Below are 16,067 nucleotides of genomic sequence, written 5' to 3' on the forward strand. Positions count from 1 at the left end.
CTTCAACGACGGGCTCGACGAGGAGGTCGTCACGTCGAACCCGTTCGCGAACCTCCGGCTCGACCAGCGCCGAGGCCGGCGGGACCTCACCGGCGCTGACCCGGGCGGAGCTGGACCGGCTCGCCGATGCGGCGCTCGCCACGCTCGGCGACTACGGTCCGACGTTCCGTGCGTGCATCCTCTTCGCGGCGTACGTCGGCCTCCGTCCGGCGGAGCTGTTCATGCTGCGCTGGACCGACGTGGACTTCGGTCGGCACGAGGTCCGCATCCGTCAGTCGCTCGGCTCGACCGGGGACGTGACGCTGCCCAAGAACGGCCAGGCGCGCACGGTGACGCAGCCGCCTCCGGCACGGGACGCGCTGGTGGAGATGCCGCGCCGCGCCGACAGCCCGTACGTCTTCACGACGCGCACCGGCAAGCGGTTCTCCAAGACGTCGCATTACTACTACTGGCACGCGGTCCGCTCGTCCTGCGGCCGGCCGGGCATGGACTTCTACGAGCTGCGTCACTTCTGCGCGACGGAGCTGCTTCGGCTCGGCGTGAGTCACGCCGATGTGGCCGTGCAGCTCGGGCACACGGATGGCGGGGCGCTTGTCATGAGCACGTACGGCCACCCCTCTGAGGACGAAGCCCGGGAGCGGCTGCGGCGCGCTTACGCGCCCGATGTTCGCCGGCTTCGGGCGGCGGAGTAGCCGTGCGGTCCGAGCCCTCCCGTAACGTTCCGCGCTCATGATGGAGCCGCTTTTCACGCTCGACGAGCCGCAGGCTCCGGCCGTCGGTCGCCACTCGTCTCAGAAGGCGAACGGCATCCACTACACGCCAACGGAGCTTGCCGCGTTCGTTGCGCGCCGGGCGCTGTCGGAGCTCGACGGGGGAGAGCTGGTCGTGCTCGACCCGGCGTGCGGCGACGGAGAGCTCCTCCTTGCCCTGGCCGTCGAGGCTGCTGCCCTCGGCCTTCCTCGACCTCATCTCGTCGGAGTGGACACGGACGCGGAGGCCATCCGTGTTGCCGCGGACCGACTTGGCGATGCGCCCGCTGCGAGCGTTGTTCTGCGCACGGGCGACTTCCTGGCGATGGGAAGTGACGAAGCGGGGGAGCTTCCCGACTCGTACGACCTTGTCATCTCCAACCCGCCGTACGTGAGGACTCAAGTCTTGGGCGCCGCGCGGGCCCAAGCGCTTGGCAAGCAGTTCGGCCTGACGGGGCGCGTGGACCTCTATCACGCCTTCGTCGCAGGCATGACCGCGAAGCTGTCTGAGGGTGGAGTTCTCGGGCTGCTGTGCTCGAACCGCTTCGTAACGACTAAGGGCGGTCAGTCGCTGCGGGCCCTGCTGCTTCGTCACTACGACATCGGGGAGCTATGGGACCTCGGGGACACGAAGCTGTTCGAGGCTGCCGTGCTGCCGGCGGTCGTCGTCGCCAGGCGGACGGCTATGCCGTCATCCAGAACAGGGTCGTTCGTACGCGTGTACGAGGACGAGGCGGCCAACGGTGAGGTGACCGCCGAAGACTCCCTGCTGGCGGCGCTGGAGAGTGACGCCGAAGGACTTGTAGAGGTGGCTGGCCGCCAATTCGAGGTCGAGCGCGGCGAACTCGTGGAGCCGTCTTCGGAGCGACCGTGGCGGCTCACGTCGGCGCGCGGCGCTCGATGGATGGAAGTAGTCCAGAAGCGTTCCGCCGGCCGGTTCGGGGACCTCGGGCCGATACGCGTTGGCATCAAGACGACTGCCGACAGCGTGTTCATCAAGGCGACGTGGGACGACCTTCCCGCAGACATTCGTCCGGAAAGCGAGCTCGTGCACCCACTGCTCACGCATCGCCTCGCGGCTCGATGGCGCGCAGAGGAAAGCGCGAAGGGCGCGCGTTTCGTCCTGTACCCGCACGAGATGAGGAACGGCCGTAAGCAGGCCGTGGACCTCGCGCGCTTCCCGCGCGCAGCGAGGTACTTGGAGCTTCATCGCGAGCGGCTCGAAGGCCGCGAGTACGTGCGCAAGGCGGGTCGCTCTTGGTACGAGATTTGGGTGCCGCAGCAGCCGGACGCGTGGGCGCATCCGAAGCTCGTGTGGCCGGACATCTCTGACCGACCGAAGTTCTTCCTCGATGAGAGCGGCGCCATCGTGAACGGTGACTGCTACTGGCTGTCCTGCAAGGGGCTGGCGGAGGACGAGGCTGCTCTCGCGCTCGCCGTTGCCAATTCCTCCTTCGCGCTTCGGTACTACGACCTCTGTTGCGGCAACCGCCTGTACGCGGGCCGGCGGCGGTTCATCACGCAGTACCTGGAAGAGTTGCCTGTGCCGGAGGCGCCTTCTGCTGCGCTGCGCGAAGTCGCGGACATGGTGTCGCAGCTACGGGACCCGGCCAGTCAGGACCCGGAGACACGCAGCGCGACTGAAGCGTCGCTTGACGCCGTGGTGTCGGAGCTGTTCGGCCTAAGAGAAGAAGTTGCTAGGTAGCCGGAGCTGGAGCTTGCGGTTCTGTACCAGCCCGCCGAACCGCTGGAACTCCCCGAAGAAGTCGATGCCTGTGGACAAGACGATGTGCTCGATATGGACCACTTCGGTGTCGTGAGCCCCGTATGCCACGAGATACCGGGCGTCGGAGTGACGAAGGCGAGGCGAGAGCGTGACGGCTGGTCCGTCGCTATCGGGCGAAACAAGACCGAGGTCGATAGTCGGCGACGTCTGGAGCTTCACCTCAAGCGCTTGGCAAACGATGTCTGGGAACTTGCCGGTGTCGGCGTAGCTCCCCAACCCGAGCGCCTCACAAGCGAGGCGGTGAAGACGCTCGCCGCGCAGCCGCTCGCTCGTCGAGTACTCCATCTCGCGTCCGACTAGACCGAGCAAGCGGTCGTAAAGCGCCCGGACGCTCAGCACCTTTCCGTGGACGGGAGGGTCGACCGGCCGCAAGCCGCGCAGTGTCCTCTCGTCGAGGTGGTCGGTAGGCGCCAATTCGGCGATGAAATCGGGCGTGTCCGTGTCGAACACGAGCTTGCTGCCTGAGTTGGCGTTCCGTCGCTTTGCCTGATACTTGCTCGTTAGCGTGCCGGTTCGGTCGAACATCGCGAGTTCCGTACCCTCGGCGACGCGAACCGCGATGACATCGCCGACATCATCAACCCGGATGACGGCGTAGCGCCGGGTGGGACTCAACTCCTCGTTCCAGACCTGAAGGTTGTCGTGCTGCTGCACGTACACGTCAAGGTCCTGGCCAGGGAACCGCGGCTTGACACGCCTGAACGAGGCGGGCACGGGATAGCCGAGAGCACGACACACGGCTTCCTTGGCGAGCTTTGACCGTGTGCGGATAGGGCCGGCGAACACAGAACCAGCGAGCTCGTGACGGAGTAGCTCCTCAAGCTCCTGATGGGTGTAGACGGCCTCGGGATGCTCTGTCAGTGGTTCGTAGATGTCGAACCCGAGTTCGGAGATGGCTTCGCGGATGGCGAGGGCGTCATCAAGGATGGACACGTCCCGATGGTTCGGGCTCGTGACCGAACTCCCTTCGACTCAGTCGCACGCCGGCAGCACCGGCGTCGCGAAACCGCGATGGAATCAGGGCGTTTCGCAGGCCGTTGAACCTGTCTCCCCGATCAAAGAAAGCCCTGCTACGGCAGGGCTTTCTGCTCTCCGGGTACGAATCCCGGGTACCAATCGCGTGCCTCGGGCGATAGCACGGCCGCCGCTCGTGATCTGGGAGGTTGGGCGCTGGCCCCTACTCGTCAACGGCGCGAGTCTCTTGCCTGAAGCTGCGGCGGGCGCTCGAACCCCGGGACTTCTGCATGGCAAGAAAGGGGCGGCGGGACCCGTGAGCGAAGGAAACGCCTGCAAAGGTGGCCGGTTTCGTTATGTCGGATTTCCATGCGCGGCCGCTGAATTTTGGCACTTTTCGGGCTCAAAGGGGAGGGTTTTGGCACGGTTCTGGCACCCGACATGCGATCTCGCTGTGCGGCTCGCGTGCAGCGCATCGAGAAACCTTGGGTCAAACTATGTCCTGGGCCGAGCGGTACGAGCCGGTCCAGGTGTGGCCGGACATCATCGCGACGCCGCCGTACAGCTTCGTTTCGAGCATCGCCTCGCTCGGCGACGAGGAGCAGCGCTCGGCCATGACCTACCCCGACCTCAACAGCGAGCCCACGACGCTCCAGGTGGAGATGTGGTCGAACACCTACAAGGTCTTCGTGCTCATCTGGGTCGCACAGCGCGAGCGCCCGAAGCGCCGGCCGGGCATCATCGTGCCGAGGGCGCGCGCGGCCTGACCTGGGCAAGCGACTCGGTCCGGAGGGTGCTTGGGCGGCCCCCGGCCACGGCACCCGCGCCCATCCGTCCGCGTGTAGGCGAAAAGCCCTCGCCGCGGCCTGCGACTTCCGATAGACTTCCTCGGCAAGAAGAAGTTCTGCGGACCAGGAGAGACGATGAGCGCGGTGGCCGAGGTAGCTGAGCAGATGACCGTCCTGCGGCACAAGGCCGAGCAGGTCGAGGAGCTGGTCAGCCCGCCGCGCTCGGTCCGCGAGCGCCGCCCCGAGACCGCGGCCGAGGAGTCGCTGGCGCAGCGGCGCTGGGGCTGGTACCAGGGCCTGGAGGACGCGGTGCTGGACCTCTCTAACTCGCTGCCCGAGGGCACCGAGGACTACGACGCCCGCAAGCTGTTCGAGTTCCTCATCGAGCTGCGGCGGGCCATCACAGCCGACCCCGAAGCCAGCGATGAGCGCGGCGAGGTCGAGCTCGCGACCATCAAGATGCGCGACGTCGTGCACCGCATCGGCCGGCGGCTGGAGCACAACATCCTCGACGACCCGCAGTCGGCCGCGCGCTCGGTCTTCACCACCTTGAGGAGCGTCGGGGTCGGCGACCTGTCCCGGCTGCTGGGCGTGTCGACGAAGACCATCAACACGTGGAAGGCGGGCGGGCCGGTCACGCGCAAGGCCGACCGGGTGGTGGTGCTGGCGCAGCTGCTGACGTACCTGCGGTCGTCGATGACGCCGACGGGCCTGGTGATGTGGTTCGACGCGCCGCGCCATCAGCTCGGAGGGCGAACGCCGCTCCAGCTCTTGGACGAGAACGAGGCGGCCGCGCGCGAGACGCTGGTAGCTCTCGCGCGGGGTGCCCGTGGCCAGCTGGCAGGCTGAACCCGCACGCGTCAGCGACGAGTGGGTCTGCTACCGCCAGGTCTCACCGGAGTGGGCGCCGCTGTATCACGCCGCCGGCGAGCCGGTGCCGTCGCAGTCCGACGCGCGCTGGCACCGCCAAGGCGAGGGCTACGCGCAGTACATGGCGCTGGAGCCGCTCGGCGCGTGGGCGGAGCTCGTGCGCTACGAGGGCATCCGCGGCAACGCGCGCGCCGATGAGTACCGGCGCCGGCTGTGGGTGATGTTCGTGCGCGAGCACGACATCGCCGACCTTTCGACGTTCGAGGCCTACGACGCCTGCGGACTCGACCCGCGCATCGCCGTCGGCAAGCACACCGAGTCGCAGAAGCTGGCCGATGACCTGCGCGCGGCCGGGTTTCGCGGCGTGCTGTCGCCCTCGGCGGCGCTGGTCGGCGCGACCAACCTCACTCTGTTCGGCGCGCGCTACGAAAAGCTCCTGCTCGGCGGCCTGGCCACATGGCCCAACCCCCAGCCGGGACTGCGTCTGCCCTGCAGCCTCGTCGTCGAGGGCAATCCGCCCGACCAGCTCATCACCGAAACGGTGTTCGAGGACATCGAACACGACGGCTATCGCGACTGGCTGAGAGCCAACGGCAAGCCGCTTCCCGCGGACCCGCCGTAGTCCGCCAACCCAAGCAGTCGCGACCCTCGCGAGCTGCAGGCGCCTGAACCGTCGCCATGTGCGCGGCCTGCGCGGCAGTCTCCTGCGAGGACTGCTCCGTCGCTCCGAAACAGCGCGAAAGAGCGTAAAGCCTTTCAAGCGCACCGGCGGAAGCCGTCCGGGACGTTTCATAACTTGTGCGGTCCGTGGCAATCGCCCTCGACACCGACGTTCTTCCGGGCCGGATTTCGCGGCGGCGCAACCCGGGACAGCTCATTGTCAGACCTCGCCGCCTTACTGCGACTTCTGCTTATCCGGGCACGCATTTGGCGCTCGGAGCGGAGGGCGATTCGGTCCCAGCTCGCGGTCACGTTCGCTTCCCAAGGCTCGGGATTAAGGCGCATGGATGACGACCAGCTCTCACTCGGCTTCACCGGACGGCACCGCTCGCCGCTGATGCGACGCCTGGCGGCGATGGTGGCGCCCATCGCGACCGACGCCGGAGCGGTCATCGACGACGAGCAGATGCTCGACGTCGCTCGCGCGGTCTGCGACGCGTTCAGCCACGACGACGCCATCGGCGGCCTCACCCGCTCGGAGATAGGAGCGCGCATCAACGGCGCCTGCTCGCGCGACCTGCTCGACGCGCGCATCGGCGTGTTCGTCCGGATGGAGCTGCTGCGTCCCATTCTCGACAAGAAGCACCAGCAGCGCTACGTGCTCGCGCCCGCCGGCCTAGTCGGCGTGCTCATCGTCGACCGGTTCTCCACCCGCGTCGGCGTGGAGGAGTTGCTGGCGCTGCTGGACCGGACCGCAAGCGCACTGGAGCGCCACGAGGCCGACGCGCCCGCGGTGCGCGCCGCCCTGGATAGCTGCCGCGCGATGTTCGCCGTCTTCGCCAACGAGCTCGGGCGCCTCGTCGCGACCGCCCCGCTGGACGAGCTCCTGGAAGAGCGCCGCTTCCACGACGACTCGAGCTTCATGGTCCGCGTCGGTGACCTGCAACGGCTCGTCACCGACCAGTTCCCCGAGCTCGACCCGTCCGCCTACAAGCTGCTGTTGGAGGCGCAGCGGTACATCGGCGCCGTCGAGGACGTGCTCGGGCGCGTCCTCGACGAGGGCGGAGAGGCGCGCAACTTCTCGCTGCTGGACCCGGAGGAGTACCTCAACGCCGCGCGCACCGCGACCGTCGCGCAGCTCGGCGAGGTCGCCGCGGACATCGCGTTTGACCCGGCGCTGCCATGGGTGGACGCCGGCGCGGTCATCGAGGCGGTCGAGAAGTACCGGCCGCGCCGCACGGTCCGAACGCGCCCGCCGGAGCCGCCGGCGCCCAGCGCCGAGGACCCGGTCGCGCAGATGCAGGCACGCACCGACGCGTCCACGCGGCGCCGGGCGCTGCAGGCCGAGGCGCTGCTCGGCGGAGCTCGCACCAAGATCACGAGCGCGGCAAGCGCCGCACGATCGTCGCCGTCGCCGTCGCTCGCGAACTGGCCGGGTTCTGCTGGGCCGTCGCCAACGCCGACTGACCACGCCTGCACCACGTCGGTTGAGGAGGCGGCGGGAACCATCCGGCACCCACGCGCGAGGACATCCGCGGTTCGACTATGAGCAACCGCTGCGGCGGCCACGCTCGATCCTAGACAGCGGGTCCTCACGACGAAAACCGGTCCTGCGGCCACCCGGATCCGCGCATATCAGTCTGACCGCGCGTCGCGCACACAGCCGGACCCGCCGCCCCCTCAACCGACACGACGCCCGCCCCGGCCGCGGGTGTCCGGTGCTGAGCCTTGACAGAACCCCCGTCCATATCAGACGGGCGGCTGGACGAGGAGGGTGGAGCCACTGATGATCGCGGTGACCGAAGCCGCCGAGCCAGCAGCTCTCGCGGAGGACGGCGAGCGCATCCGACATGGCATGCACGAAGGCGCCCGCCAAGCGACGCACCGGCGGGTGAGAATCGCGCGATGCGTCCTGACTGGCTCGGCAGCCCCCAGCACTTCGTGGCAGGCGTGCTCCTCGCGCTGGCGGTGGGTGCGCTCGGCTACCGCATGCGGCTTGGACCTCCGTGGCTGGTCGCGACGATCGCCGTCATGGCGACCGTGACCGCCGAGACGCTCGTCGAGTTGTTCGAGTACCCGGTGCTCCATCCGGAGCGGCACATGACGAACCCCTATTTCGACACGATCGCGGATCTGGCGAACACCCTCGCGGGTGCGCTGATCGGCGGTGCCATCGTGCTCGCCTGGCCGCGGTTCAGCCGGCGCAGGCTATGACGACGCCAGACCGCTGACCACCGAAACGTCCTGGGGTGCCTCGAGACTTCTGGCCTTGGACAACCGAGGACGGAGTTCATGTCGCGAGAGCACACAGCTGGCAAGCCGACGACGCCTCGGTATTCGATCGCGGAGACGCAGGCGGCGGTGCGGATGGTCCGCTCGTTGTGGGCCGAGACGGGTATGACGCACGGAGCGGTCCGCCGGATCGCCGATCAGCGCGGCTACGGGATCGAGTCGGTGCGTAGCTGGATCAAGCAGGCCGGGCGGGAAGGTCGACGGCGAGCGCGTCCCGAAGGCTCGACACGATCTCCGGCCATGCCGACGCGCCCTTCTCCGGCGCTGCCCGCGTCGCTTTCCACAGGACCCCCGACGCGGGAACGAAGTCGGCCGGTGGCGGCACCACGTCATAGAACGGATGGCGCGCCGCCGCGTCGTCGACGGCGCGGTCGAAGCGCACGAGCTCCGGTCGGAGGTGCAGCATGAGCGAGGTCTCGAGTATGGCCGCATGCTCGACGTCCCAGCCCGGGAACTCGTCACCGAACAGCGCCTGCATGGTGTCCTCCGAGAGCTCGGCGAACGGCGCCTCGACCACCATGATCTGCGCCGCCGTCGGCTTGCAGCGCTCGTGCGCGAGCCAAGCGGCCTCGTAGACGAAGTTCGCGTTCTCGAAGTGCCAGCTCAGCACCGCGAGGCGGCGAAAGCCGCTCTGGACCAGGCCGGCGAGCACGTCCTCGAGCAGCGCCATCAGCGTCCGTGCGCCGAGCGAGATCGTGCCCGGAAAGGACGGGCCGCCGCCCGACAGGGGCCGTGAGCGATACCCGTACGCGAGCGGCGGCGCGACGTGGAGATCCAGCGGTTCGGCCACGGCGAGGGCCAGCTCGGTGGCGAGCAGTGCGTCCGTGGCCAGGGGCAGGTGCGGGCCGTGCTGCTCCGTCGCGCCGACGGGCACGATCACACCCGCGTCCCGGGCGGCGGCGTCGCGGACCTCCGGCCACGTCAGCTGGTCGAGCAGCCGCGGTGTGCGATCCCGGGCCATGTCAGCCCAGCACCGTCGGCTCGACAGCGGGCTCCTTGGGTGCGGCCGGCGCAGCGGGGGCGCTGAACCGCGGGAAGCCGAGCGCGTGCTCCGGCGTGCGCCCGCGGATCGCGAGCGCCGCCAACGCGACGTACACGACCGCGCCCACGGCCCACGCCTCGAGCGTCGGGATGCCCCAGCCGCTCAGCGGCACGCCGTCCTGGCCGGGCAGGATCCCGTTGCCGAAGCTGCCGAAGAGGATCGCCACGACCAGCGCCCCGATCGCGGGCCAGTTCGCCGGGGCCGTCTCCCGCCACGCCGGCACGCGATCCAGCTTGCGCCGCACGCCGAGCACGCGCGGCAGCAGGAGCTGGTCGGTGTACATGATCACCGTCGCGGTCGGGACGGTCACCGCCAGCAGCGTCGTGATCCGGAAGAAGTTGTCCAGGCTCTGGGGCACCCACCAGGCCATGAAGCCGCCGACCGCCGCGAGGATCAGGCAGGTGTACAGCCGGCGCCACGGCCGCCAGCCGCCGAGCACGTTCTGGCCGCCGTTCAGGGACTCGTAGTAGTTCGCGTCGTTGACGGCGATCTGGGTCGCCGTGGCGAGGATGAAGGCGAGCGCCGACGCTCCGAACAACGAGAAGGTCACGGTCGCGTCGAACACCTTGCCGAAGTCGCCGCTACCGACCCGCGCGGCCATGATCCAGCCGGCGGTCGGGAGGACGATCTGGCCGACGAACAGCCCGATCGCCAGCGGCGGCACGCAATCACGAAGCCGCGGCTTGGCGTAGCGGAACAGGTCCGGCTCGTTGCCGTAGGTGGCGAAGCTGATCGCGAGGACGATCCCCGCGACCGTCGTCGTCGCGCCCGGGCCGTGCGAGGAGAGGACGTGCCCCGGCGTCACGGTGAGCGCCTTGATGAGGGCATAGACCACCCAGACGAGCGTCAGGGGCGCGGCCACGAAGCGGGCGAACAGGGTGATGCCCGTGAAGCCGAGGATGTTGTTCACGACGCCGAGCACCGCGATGACGATGCCGAGCGTGAGCACGGGGCCCCAGCCGTACAGCCCGTTCCAGATCGAGCCGAGGAGGTTCGCCTGGTAACCCACCCACCCGAGCGGCACGATCATCACCAGCACCGACACGAGCCCCGAGCCGGCCACGCCGAAGATCGAGCGGCTCATGAGCGTGGTGGTCTGCCCGCGCGTCGCGCCGAGATATGCCGCAGGGATCGCGTAGGCCAGATAGCAGCATGAGCTGATCACCACGCAGAACAGCATCCGGCGCAGCGTGAAGCCCTCCCCGTACAGCTCGAAGCCCAGCGCCATGTAGGCGAAGCCCGGATAGAACGTCAGCCACAGCGGCACGTGGTGCGTCCACGTGCCGCGCCGCTCGCTCAGCGGGACGATGCCGTGGTTGCTGGAGGAATAGTCGTGGCCGACCTGTGCGGCGATCTCTGCGCCGGCGTGGTGATGGTCGGTTGGCTCCATCGCGGTCTCTCCCCTCTGGTGTGATCGGCCCGTCGCCGCGGCGGGCGCCCCGGCGACGGTGTGTCGCGGCTACGCGCCGACGACGTTGTGCTCCGGCCCGAACGGGAACCCGGTGATGTCGTCGGCGCCGTCGTCGGTCACGACGAGGATGTCGTGCTCGCGGTAGCCACCGGCGCCGGGCACGCCCTCGGGCAGCATGATCATCGGCTCGATCGAGACGACCATGCCCGGCTCGAGCACCGTTTCGATGTCCTCGCGCAGCTCGAGGCCCGCCTCGCGCCCGTAGTAGTGACACAGGACCCCGAAGGAGTGCCCGTAACCGAATGTGCGGTACTGCAGGACGTCGTACGCGGCGTAGATCTCGTTGAGCTCCGCGGCGATGTCGCAGCAGCGCACCCCGGGGCGGACGAGCGCCAGCCCGCGACGATGCACCTCGCAGTTGATCTCCCACAGCTGGAGGTGGCGCGGCGTCGGCACGTGGCCGAGGAAGAGCGTCCGTTCCAGAGCGGTGTAGTAGCCCTGGATCATCGGGAAGCAGTTCAGGCTCAGGATGTCGCCGGCGCGCAGGCGCCGGCTCGTCACCGGATTGTGCGCGCCGTCGGTGTTGATCCCGGACTGGAACCACGTCCACGTGTCCATCAGCTCGGCGTGCGGGTAGGTGCGCGCGATCTCGTCAACCATGGCGTGCGTCGCGTGCTGCGCGACCTGGTGTTCCGGCACGCCCTCGGCGGCCGCCTCGAGACAGGCGGCGCCGCCGATGTCGGCGACGCGCGCCCCGTTGCGGATGACGTCGATCTCCTCGGCTGACTTGACCATCCGGCGGCGCATCGTCGCCGGGCCGATGTCCACGAGCTCGACCCCCGGTACGGCGACCTCGAGCTTGGCGCGCCCCTCCAGCGTCAGGTGGTCGAACTCGACGCCCAGCCGGCGCGTGCCGTTCGCGAGCTCCGCGACGGCGCGGAAGTAGTTGTCGCGCTGCCAGTCGGTGTAGACGACGTTCTCACCGTACGTCCGCCGCCACGGCTGGCCGCCGTCGATGTTCGCGCTGATCGACGTCTGGCGCTCGGGCGTGACGAACAGGCCGTAACGGCGCCCGAACGTGCAGTAGAGGAAGTCTGCGTGGTAGTTGATGTTGTGGATCGACGTGAGCAGCACCGCCTCCACGTCGAGCTCCGCCATGGCGGCGCGCAGCCCGGCGAGGCGGCGGTCCATCTCGGCGTCCGAGAAGAACGGCGTCGCTCGCTCCCCGTTCTCGATGTGGATGAGCTGCGGGCGTTCGGCCAACCGTGCGGCGGCTTCCACGGGCCACCTCCTCGTTGTCGCGGCGTGGTGCGAGGATCGAGTATCCGGTGGCGCCTTGGTGGCCGGGAAGAGGACGAAGCACTACCTTTCAACCAGTCACCCTGGACACTCTGCCAGGGGACCATCGAGGAGAGCGATGCCGATCACGGTGCACGAGCTGCTCGCGGATCCGCTGCTGCGGCTCGAGCCGGTGGTCACCGGCGACACCCAGCGCACCATCTCGTGGGTGCACTCGAGCGAGATGCCGGACCCGGCCGACGCGGCGTTCCTGCGCGGCGGCGAGGTGGTGCTCACCGCCGGCGTCTGGTACTGGGCCGGGGCCTCTGCGGCGGCGTTCGTCGATGGGCTGGCGCGCGTGGGGGCCGCCGCGCTCGGGTTCGGCGTCAGCTCGCTGGTGGACGAGGTGCCCGCGCCGCTCGTCACGGCGTGTCGCGACGCCACGCTGACGCTCTTCCGGGTGCCCAGCGATATGGCGTTCATCACGATCACCCAGACGTTCGTCGAGTGCTTCGTCAAGGAGCGCGAGCAGGCCCTCCGCGAGACGGTGGCGCGCAACGACCGGTTCGTCCGGGCCGCGCGCAACGGCCGCGGGCTGCCGGGCACCCTGAGCGTGCTGCGCAGCTACCACGCGAGGCCCGCGTGGGTCCTGAGCCCGACCCGCGGCGTGCTCGCCGCCGCCCACCACGCGCCGCCCGCGCACCTGCTCGATGCCGTCGGCGAGCTGCCCGCGCACCTCGATCAGCCGGCAGACGTGGCCGGCCACAGCGCCTTCTCGATCCTCGGGCCGTCGGACACGGACGCCTACCTCGTGCTGGCCGCGTCGTTGGCGGAGCTGTCGGTCGCCGAGCGCGCGATCATCGACCAGGCGCTCGCCTTCCTCGCTGTCGAGCTCCAGCGCGAGGCGGCCGTGCGTGAGAGCGAGCAGCGCTACGCGGCGGAGCTGTTCGACCTGATCGCCGCCGGCGACGCCCAGTTCGCCGCCGTCGAGGCGCGGCTGCGCGCACTGGACCTCCCCGCCGACGCGCCGCTCGCCGGCCTCGTGTGCCGCGCGCCCGACCTCCCGGTCGCAGGTGCCCGCCTGCTCGCGGCGCTCGAGGAGCTTCACCTCCCCAACGTGACGGCAACCAAGGGCGCCGAGGTCGCCGCCCTGATCCCGTGGCCGCACCCGATCGAGGAGCTCGAGGCGCTCGGCGCGCGACTGCTCCAGGCTCTCGGTGACGGCGCCGCGCTCGGTGCCGGCAGCCCGGCCGAGGCGCCCCAGGACCTGCGCCGGACGCTGCTCGAGGCGCGCCACGCGTGCCGCATCGCCCTGCGGCGCCGGGACGCGCACTACGCGACGTACCCGCAGGTCGGCTCGCACGCGCTGCTCCTCGCGCTGCAGGACGACCAGGTGCTGGAGACGTTCCGTGGCGCGCTCCTTGAGCCCCTGCTCGCCCAGGACACCCGGCGGCACACGGTGCTCGTGCCCACGATCCGCGCGTTCCTCGCGGCCGACGGCCACTACCGCCAGACGGCGGCCGCGCTGCACGTCCATGTGAACACGCTGCGTCTGCGCCTTGCGCGCATCGAGCAACTGACCGGGCGCGACCTGTCGCGGCTCGAGGACCGCGTCGACTTCTACCTGGCCCTCAGCGCCGCCGGCGAGCTGCCCGGCGACAGCGAGACGCCGCCCGGCGCCGGGTGAGCGTGGTCGCGGGGCTGGGCCCGACTGCTACGTCGTATGGCGTGGGTTGACTGTCGGGCCGTGACGGCCGCACGCTCCTCGCGCGGGTTCGTCTGGCCGGAGACCGGCTCCGGCCGACCTCAGGTGTCGTGAGGACCTGCGCCGTCACGCCCGGGTAGGCGCAGGCGCCTCAGCGAGACGGCGTTGAGGGCGACGATGATGCTCGAGCCGGCCATGGAGATGGCGCCCACCTCCGGGCGCAGGACGAAGCCGACAGGTTCGAGGACGCCCGCGGCGATCGGCAGGGCGAGGCTGTTGTAGCCGACCGCCCAGGCGAGGTTCTGGTGCATCTTGCGCCTCGTGCCGCGGCTGATGGTGATGGCGGTGGCGACGTCGAGCGGGTCCGAGCGCATGAGCACGACATCCGCGGTCTCGACGGCGACGTCCGTGCCGGCGCCGATCGCGATGCCGACGTCGGCCTGGGCGAGTGCGGGAGCGTCGTTGACGCCGTCGCCGACCATCGCGACCCTGCGGGCGGACGGGGCCGATTGGAGCTCCCTGATCTTGGCCGCCTTGTCGGCGGGCAGCACCTCGGCGATGACCTCGTCGATGCCGAGCCGAGCGGCGATGCGCCGGGCGGTGGCCTGGCTGTCGCCGGAGAGCATGACCGCGCGGACGCCCTGTTCGCGCAGGGCGCGGATGGCCTCGGCGGACGTCTCTCGCGGCGCATCGGCGATCGCGATGACGGCCGCGGCACGATCGCCGACGGCCACCTCCACGCTCGTGCGGCCCGCGCCGGCCATCTCCTCGGATCGTGCGGCCAGGCCATCGCGCGAGATGCCGTGCGCTTCGAGCAGGCGCGCGTTGCCGACCAGCACGCGACGGCCGTCGACGGTCGCGAGCAGACCGTGGCCGGGGACCGCCTCGAACGCGTCGGTCCGCGGCGGCTGCAGCCCGCGGCTCCTCGCGGCCTCGACGATCGCCCGTGCGAGCGGGTGCTCGCTGTCGCCCTCCGCGCCGGCGACGAGCCGGAGGACCTCGTCCTCGTCGATGCCGTCGGCGGTGGCGACGTCGACGACCTCGGGCTCGCCTCGGGTCAGCGTGCCGGTCTTGTCGAAGACGACCGTGTCGAGCGCCGCGGCCTGCTCGAGGGCGATGGCGTTCTTGAAAAGGATGCCGCGCTTGGCTCCGAGGCTCGTGCCGACCATGATCGCGGTCGGAGTGGCCAGGCCGAGGGCGTCCGGGCAGGTGATGACGACCACGGTGATCGCGAACAGCAGCGATTCCTGGAGGTCGCGGCCGACGACGAGGTACCAGACGACGAAGGTCAGCGTGCCGCCCACAAGGGCGACCAGCACGAGCCAGAACGCTGCGCGGTCGGCGAGGCGCTGGCCGGGGGCCTTGGAGTTCTGGGCCTCCTGGACGAGCTTGACCACCTGCGCGAGCGCGGTGTCGGAGCCGACCGCGGACGCGCGGGCGCGCAACGTGCCGTTCTGGTTGATCGTCGCGCCGATGAGCTGGTCGCCGGGCGCCTTCCTGACCGGCAGGCTCTCCCCGGTGACCGTGGACTCGTCGACGTGGCTCTCGCCCTCCTCGACGGTGGCGTCGACGGGGACCTTGGACCCGGGGCGGACGAGCAGCAGGTCGCCGACCGCGACCTCGGCGGTGGGCACTTCGACCGGTTCGCCCTCGCGCACGATCACGGCCTTCGGCGGTGCGAGGTCCAGCAGGGTGCGCACGGCGTCGTTGGCGCCGCCCCGCGCGCGCATCTCGAACCAGTGGCCGAGCAGGACGAACGAGGCGAGCATCCCGGCCGACTCGTAGAAGACCTCGCCGTCGACGAAGAACGTCACGGCGACCGAGTAGACCCACGCGGTCCCGATCGCCACGGCGACCAGGACCATCATGTCGAGCGTCCGGTTGCGCAGTGCGTTGACGGCGCCGGTGAAGAAGATCGTCGAGGAGTAGAAGACGATCGGCAGACTCAGCAGGAACTGCCAGACGTCACGGTCGATGCCGAACGGCGTGGGCAGCTCCGTCCCGAGGAGGTTGGTCCCGACCGTCGACCACAGGACGATCGGGATCGTGAAGACGACCGCGACCAGGAAGCGGTCGCGCATGTCGCGGACCATCGAGTCCATCGACATCCCGGCATGGCCGCCGTGACCGTGGCCATGGGCGTCCGCGGCGCGCTCGACGGCCGCGCGGTCGTGGGCCCGGTGGGGCGCGGTGCGCTCGGCCATCGGGTCGCACACGTGGCCCGGCACGGATTGGCCGGCGCAGTGATAGCCGCATTCCTGGACCCAGCGGCGCAGGTCCTCCACGGACGTCTGCGCCGGGTCGAACGTCACCGTGGCGGTCTGGGCCACCGGGTTGGCGTCGACGTCGATCACCCCAGGCCGGGCGCCCAGCGCGTGCTCGACCACGGCCTTCTCGCCGGCGTAGTGGAGACCCCCGACGTGCAGGACCGTCGACTCGCTGGGTGGGGCGGCGGAGACCACGACCGTCAATCTACCATACCCCCAGGGGGTAGTACCGCCGGCACGACGGCGGCGCCTCCTCCGCGGACCG

13 protein-coding genes and 1 pseudogene are annotated in these 16,067 nt (G+C 70.0%); 9 read left to right on the plus strand and 5 right to left on the minus strand.

Going from position 1 to position 16,067, the window contains the following annotated elements:
- Positions 1-95 precede the first annotated feature (95 nt).
- Both DSM104329_RS09485 and DSM104329_RS09490 read left to right on the plus strand, forming a co-directional pair.
- Positions 96-692, plus strand: coding sequence for a tyrosine-type recombinase/integrase (locus DSM104329_RS09485; RefSeq protein ID WP_326924501.1), 597 nt, complete (start codon positions 96-98; stop codon positions 690-692).
- A 37-nt stretch (positions 693-729) separates the two neighbouring features.
- Entirely contained in the window at positions 730-2,454 is a 1,725-nt protein-coding gene (locus DSM104329_RS09490; RefSeq protein ID WP_259315189.1) for an Eco57I restriction-modification methylase domain-containing protein, read from the plus strand.
- Here the strand turns inward: DSM104329_RS09490 and DSM104329_RS09495 are convergent.
- Complete coding sequence (locus DSM104329_RS09495; protein ID WP_259315190.1) at positions 2,431-3,468, minus strand: hypothetical protein; 1,038 nt, start codon at positions 3,466-3,468, stop codon at positions 2,431-2,433. The two genes, DSM104329_RS09490 and DSM104329_RS09495, sit on opposite strands and share 24 nt — an antisense overlap.
- A gap of 518 nt (positions 3,469-3,986) precedes the next feature.
- Between DSM104329_RS09495 and DSM104329_RS09500 the strand changes: the two genes are divergently transcribed.
- The 6 genes and pseudogenes from DSM104329_RS09500 to DSM104329_RS09525 form a co-directional block, all read left to right on the plus strand.
- Entirely contained in the window at positions 3,987-4,256 is a 270-nt protein-coding gene (locus tag DSM104329_RS09500; RefSeq protein ID WP_259315191.1) for a hypothetical protein, read from the plus strand.
- A gap of 165 nt (positions 4,257-4,421) precedes the next feature.
- Positions 4,422-5,126: a hypothetical protein gene (locus DSM104329_RS09505; protein ID WP_259315192.1), complete on the plus strand. Its 705-nt coding sequence runs from the start codon at positions 4,422-4,424 to the stop codon at positions 5,124-5,126.
- A complete protein-coding gene (locus DSM104329_RS09510; RefSeq protein ID WP_259315193.1) occupies positions 5,101-5,769 on the plus strand; it encodes an RES family NAD+ phosphorylase in 669 nt (222 codons plus the stop codon). Before DSM104329_RS09505 ends, DSM104329_RS09510 begins: the two co-directional genes overlap by 26 nt.
- A 255-nt stretch (positions 5,770-6,024) precedes the next feature.
- Complete coding sequence (locus DSM104329_RS09515; RefSeq protein ID WP_259315194.1) at positions 6,025-7,356, plus strand: hypothetical protein; 1,332 nt, start codon at positions 6,025-6,027, stop codon at positions 7,354-7,356.
- Between the two features lie 356 nt (positions 7,357-7,712).
- Positions 7,713-8,021: a hypothetical protein gene (locus DSM104329_RS09520; RefSeq protein WP_259315195.1), complete on the plus strand. Its 309-nt coding sequence runs from the start codon at positions 7,713-7,715 to the stop codon at positions 8,019-8,021.
- 78 nt (positions 8,022-8,099) lie between these two features.
- A pseudogene (locus tag DSM104329_RS09525) lies at positions 8,100-8,285 on the plus strand (IS3 family transposase); the annotation flags it as partial.
- Here DSM104329_RS09525 and DSM104329_RS09530 read toward each other — a convergent pair.
- The 3 genes from DSM104329_RS09530 to DSM104329_RS09540 all read right to left on the minus strand — a co-directional run bounded on the left by DSM104329_RS09530 (position 8,275) and on the right by DSM104329_RS09540 (position 11,833).
- Positions 8,275-9,060: a creatininase gene (locus tag DSM104329_RS09530; RefSeq protein WP_259315196.1), complete on the minus strand. Its 786-nt coding sequence runs from the start codon at positions 9,058-9,060 to the stop codon at positions 8,275-8,277. The pseudogene DSM104329_RS09525 and the gene DSM104329_RS09530 sit on opposite strands and share 11 nt — an antisense overlap.
- 1 nt (position 9,061) lies before the next feature.
- Positions 9,062-10,531: a cytosine permease gene (locus DSM104329_RS09535; protein ID WP_259315197.1), complete on the minus strand. Its 1,470-nt coding sequence runs from the start codon at positions 10,529-10,531 to the stop codon at positions 9,062-9,064.
- A 69-nt stretch (positions 10,532-10,600) separates the two neighbouring features.
- Positions 10,601-11,833, minus strand: coding sequence for an aminopeptidase P family protein (locus tag DSM104329_RS09540; protein WP_259315198.1), 1,233 nt, complete (start codon positions 11,831-11,833; stop codon positions 10,601-10,603).
- 136 nt (positions 11,834-11,969) lie between these two features.
- Between DSM104329_RS09540 and DSM104329_RS09545 the strand changes: the two genes are divergently transcribed.
- A complete protein-coding gene (locus tag DSM104329_RS09545) occupies positions 11,970-13,517 on the plus strand; it encodes a PucR family transcriptional regulator (RefSeq protein ID WP_259315199.1) in 1,548 nt (515 codons plus the stop codon).
- Between the two features lie 119 nt (positions 13,518-13,636).
- Here the strand turns inward: DSM104329_RS09545 and DSM104329_RS09550 are convergent, their stop codons facing one another.
- Positions 13,637-15,997 (minus strand): heavy metal translocating P-type ATPase, encoded by a 2,361-nt coding sequence (locus DSM104329_RS09550; RefSeq protein ID WP_259315200.1) that lies wholly within the window; start codon positions 15,995-15,997, stop codon positions 13,637-13,639.
- Positions 15,998-16,067 lie beyond the last annotated feature (70 nt).

The organism is Capillimicrobium parvum (genome assembly GCF_021172045.1).
In the GTDB taxonomy this organism is placed as follows: domain Bacteria; phylum Actinomycetota; class Thermoleophilia; order Solirubrobacterales; family Solirubrobacteraceae; genus Capillimicrobium; species Capillimicrobium parvum.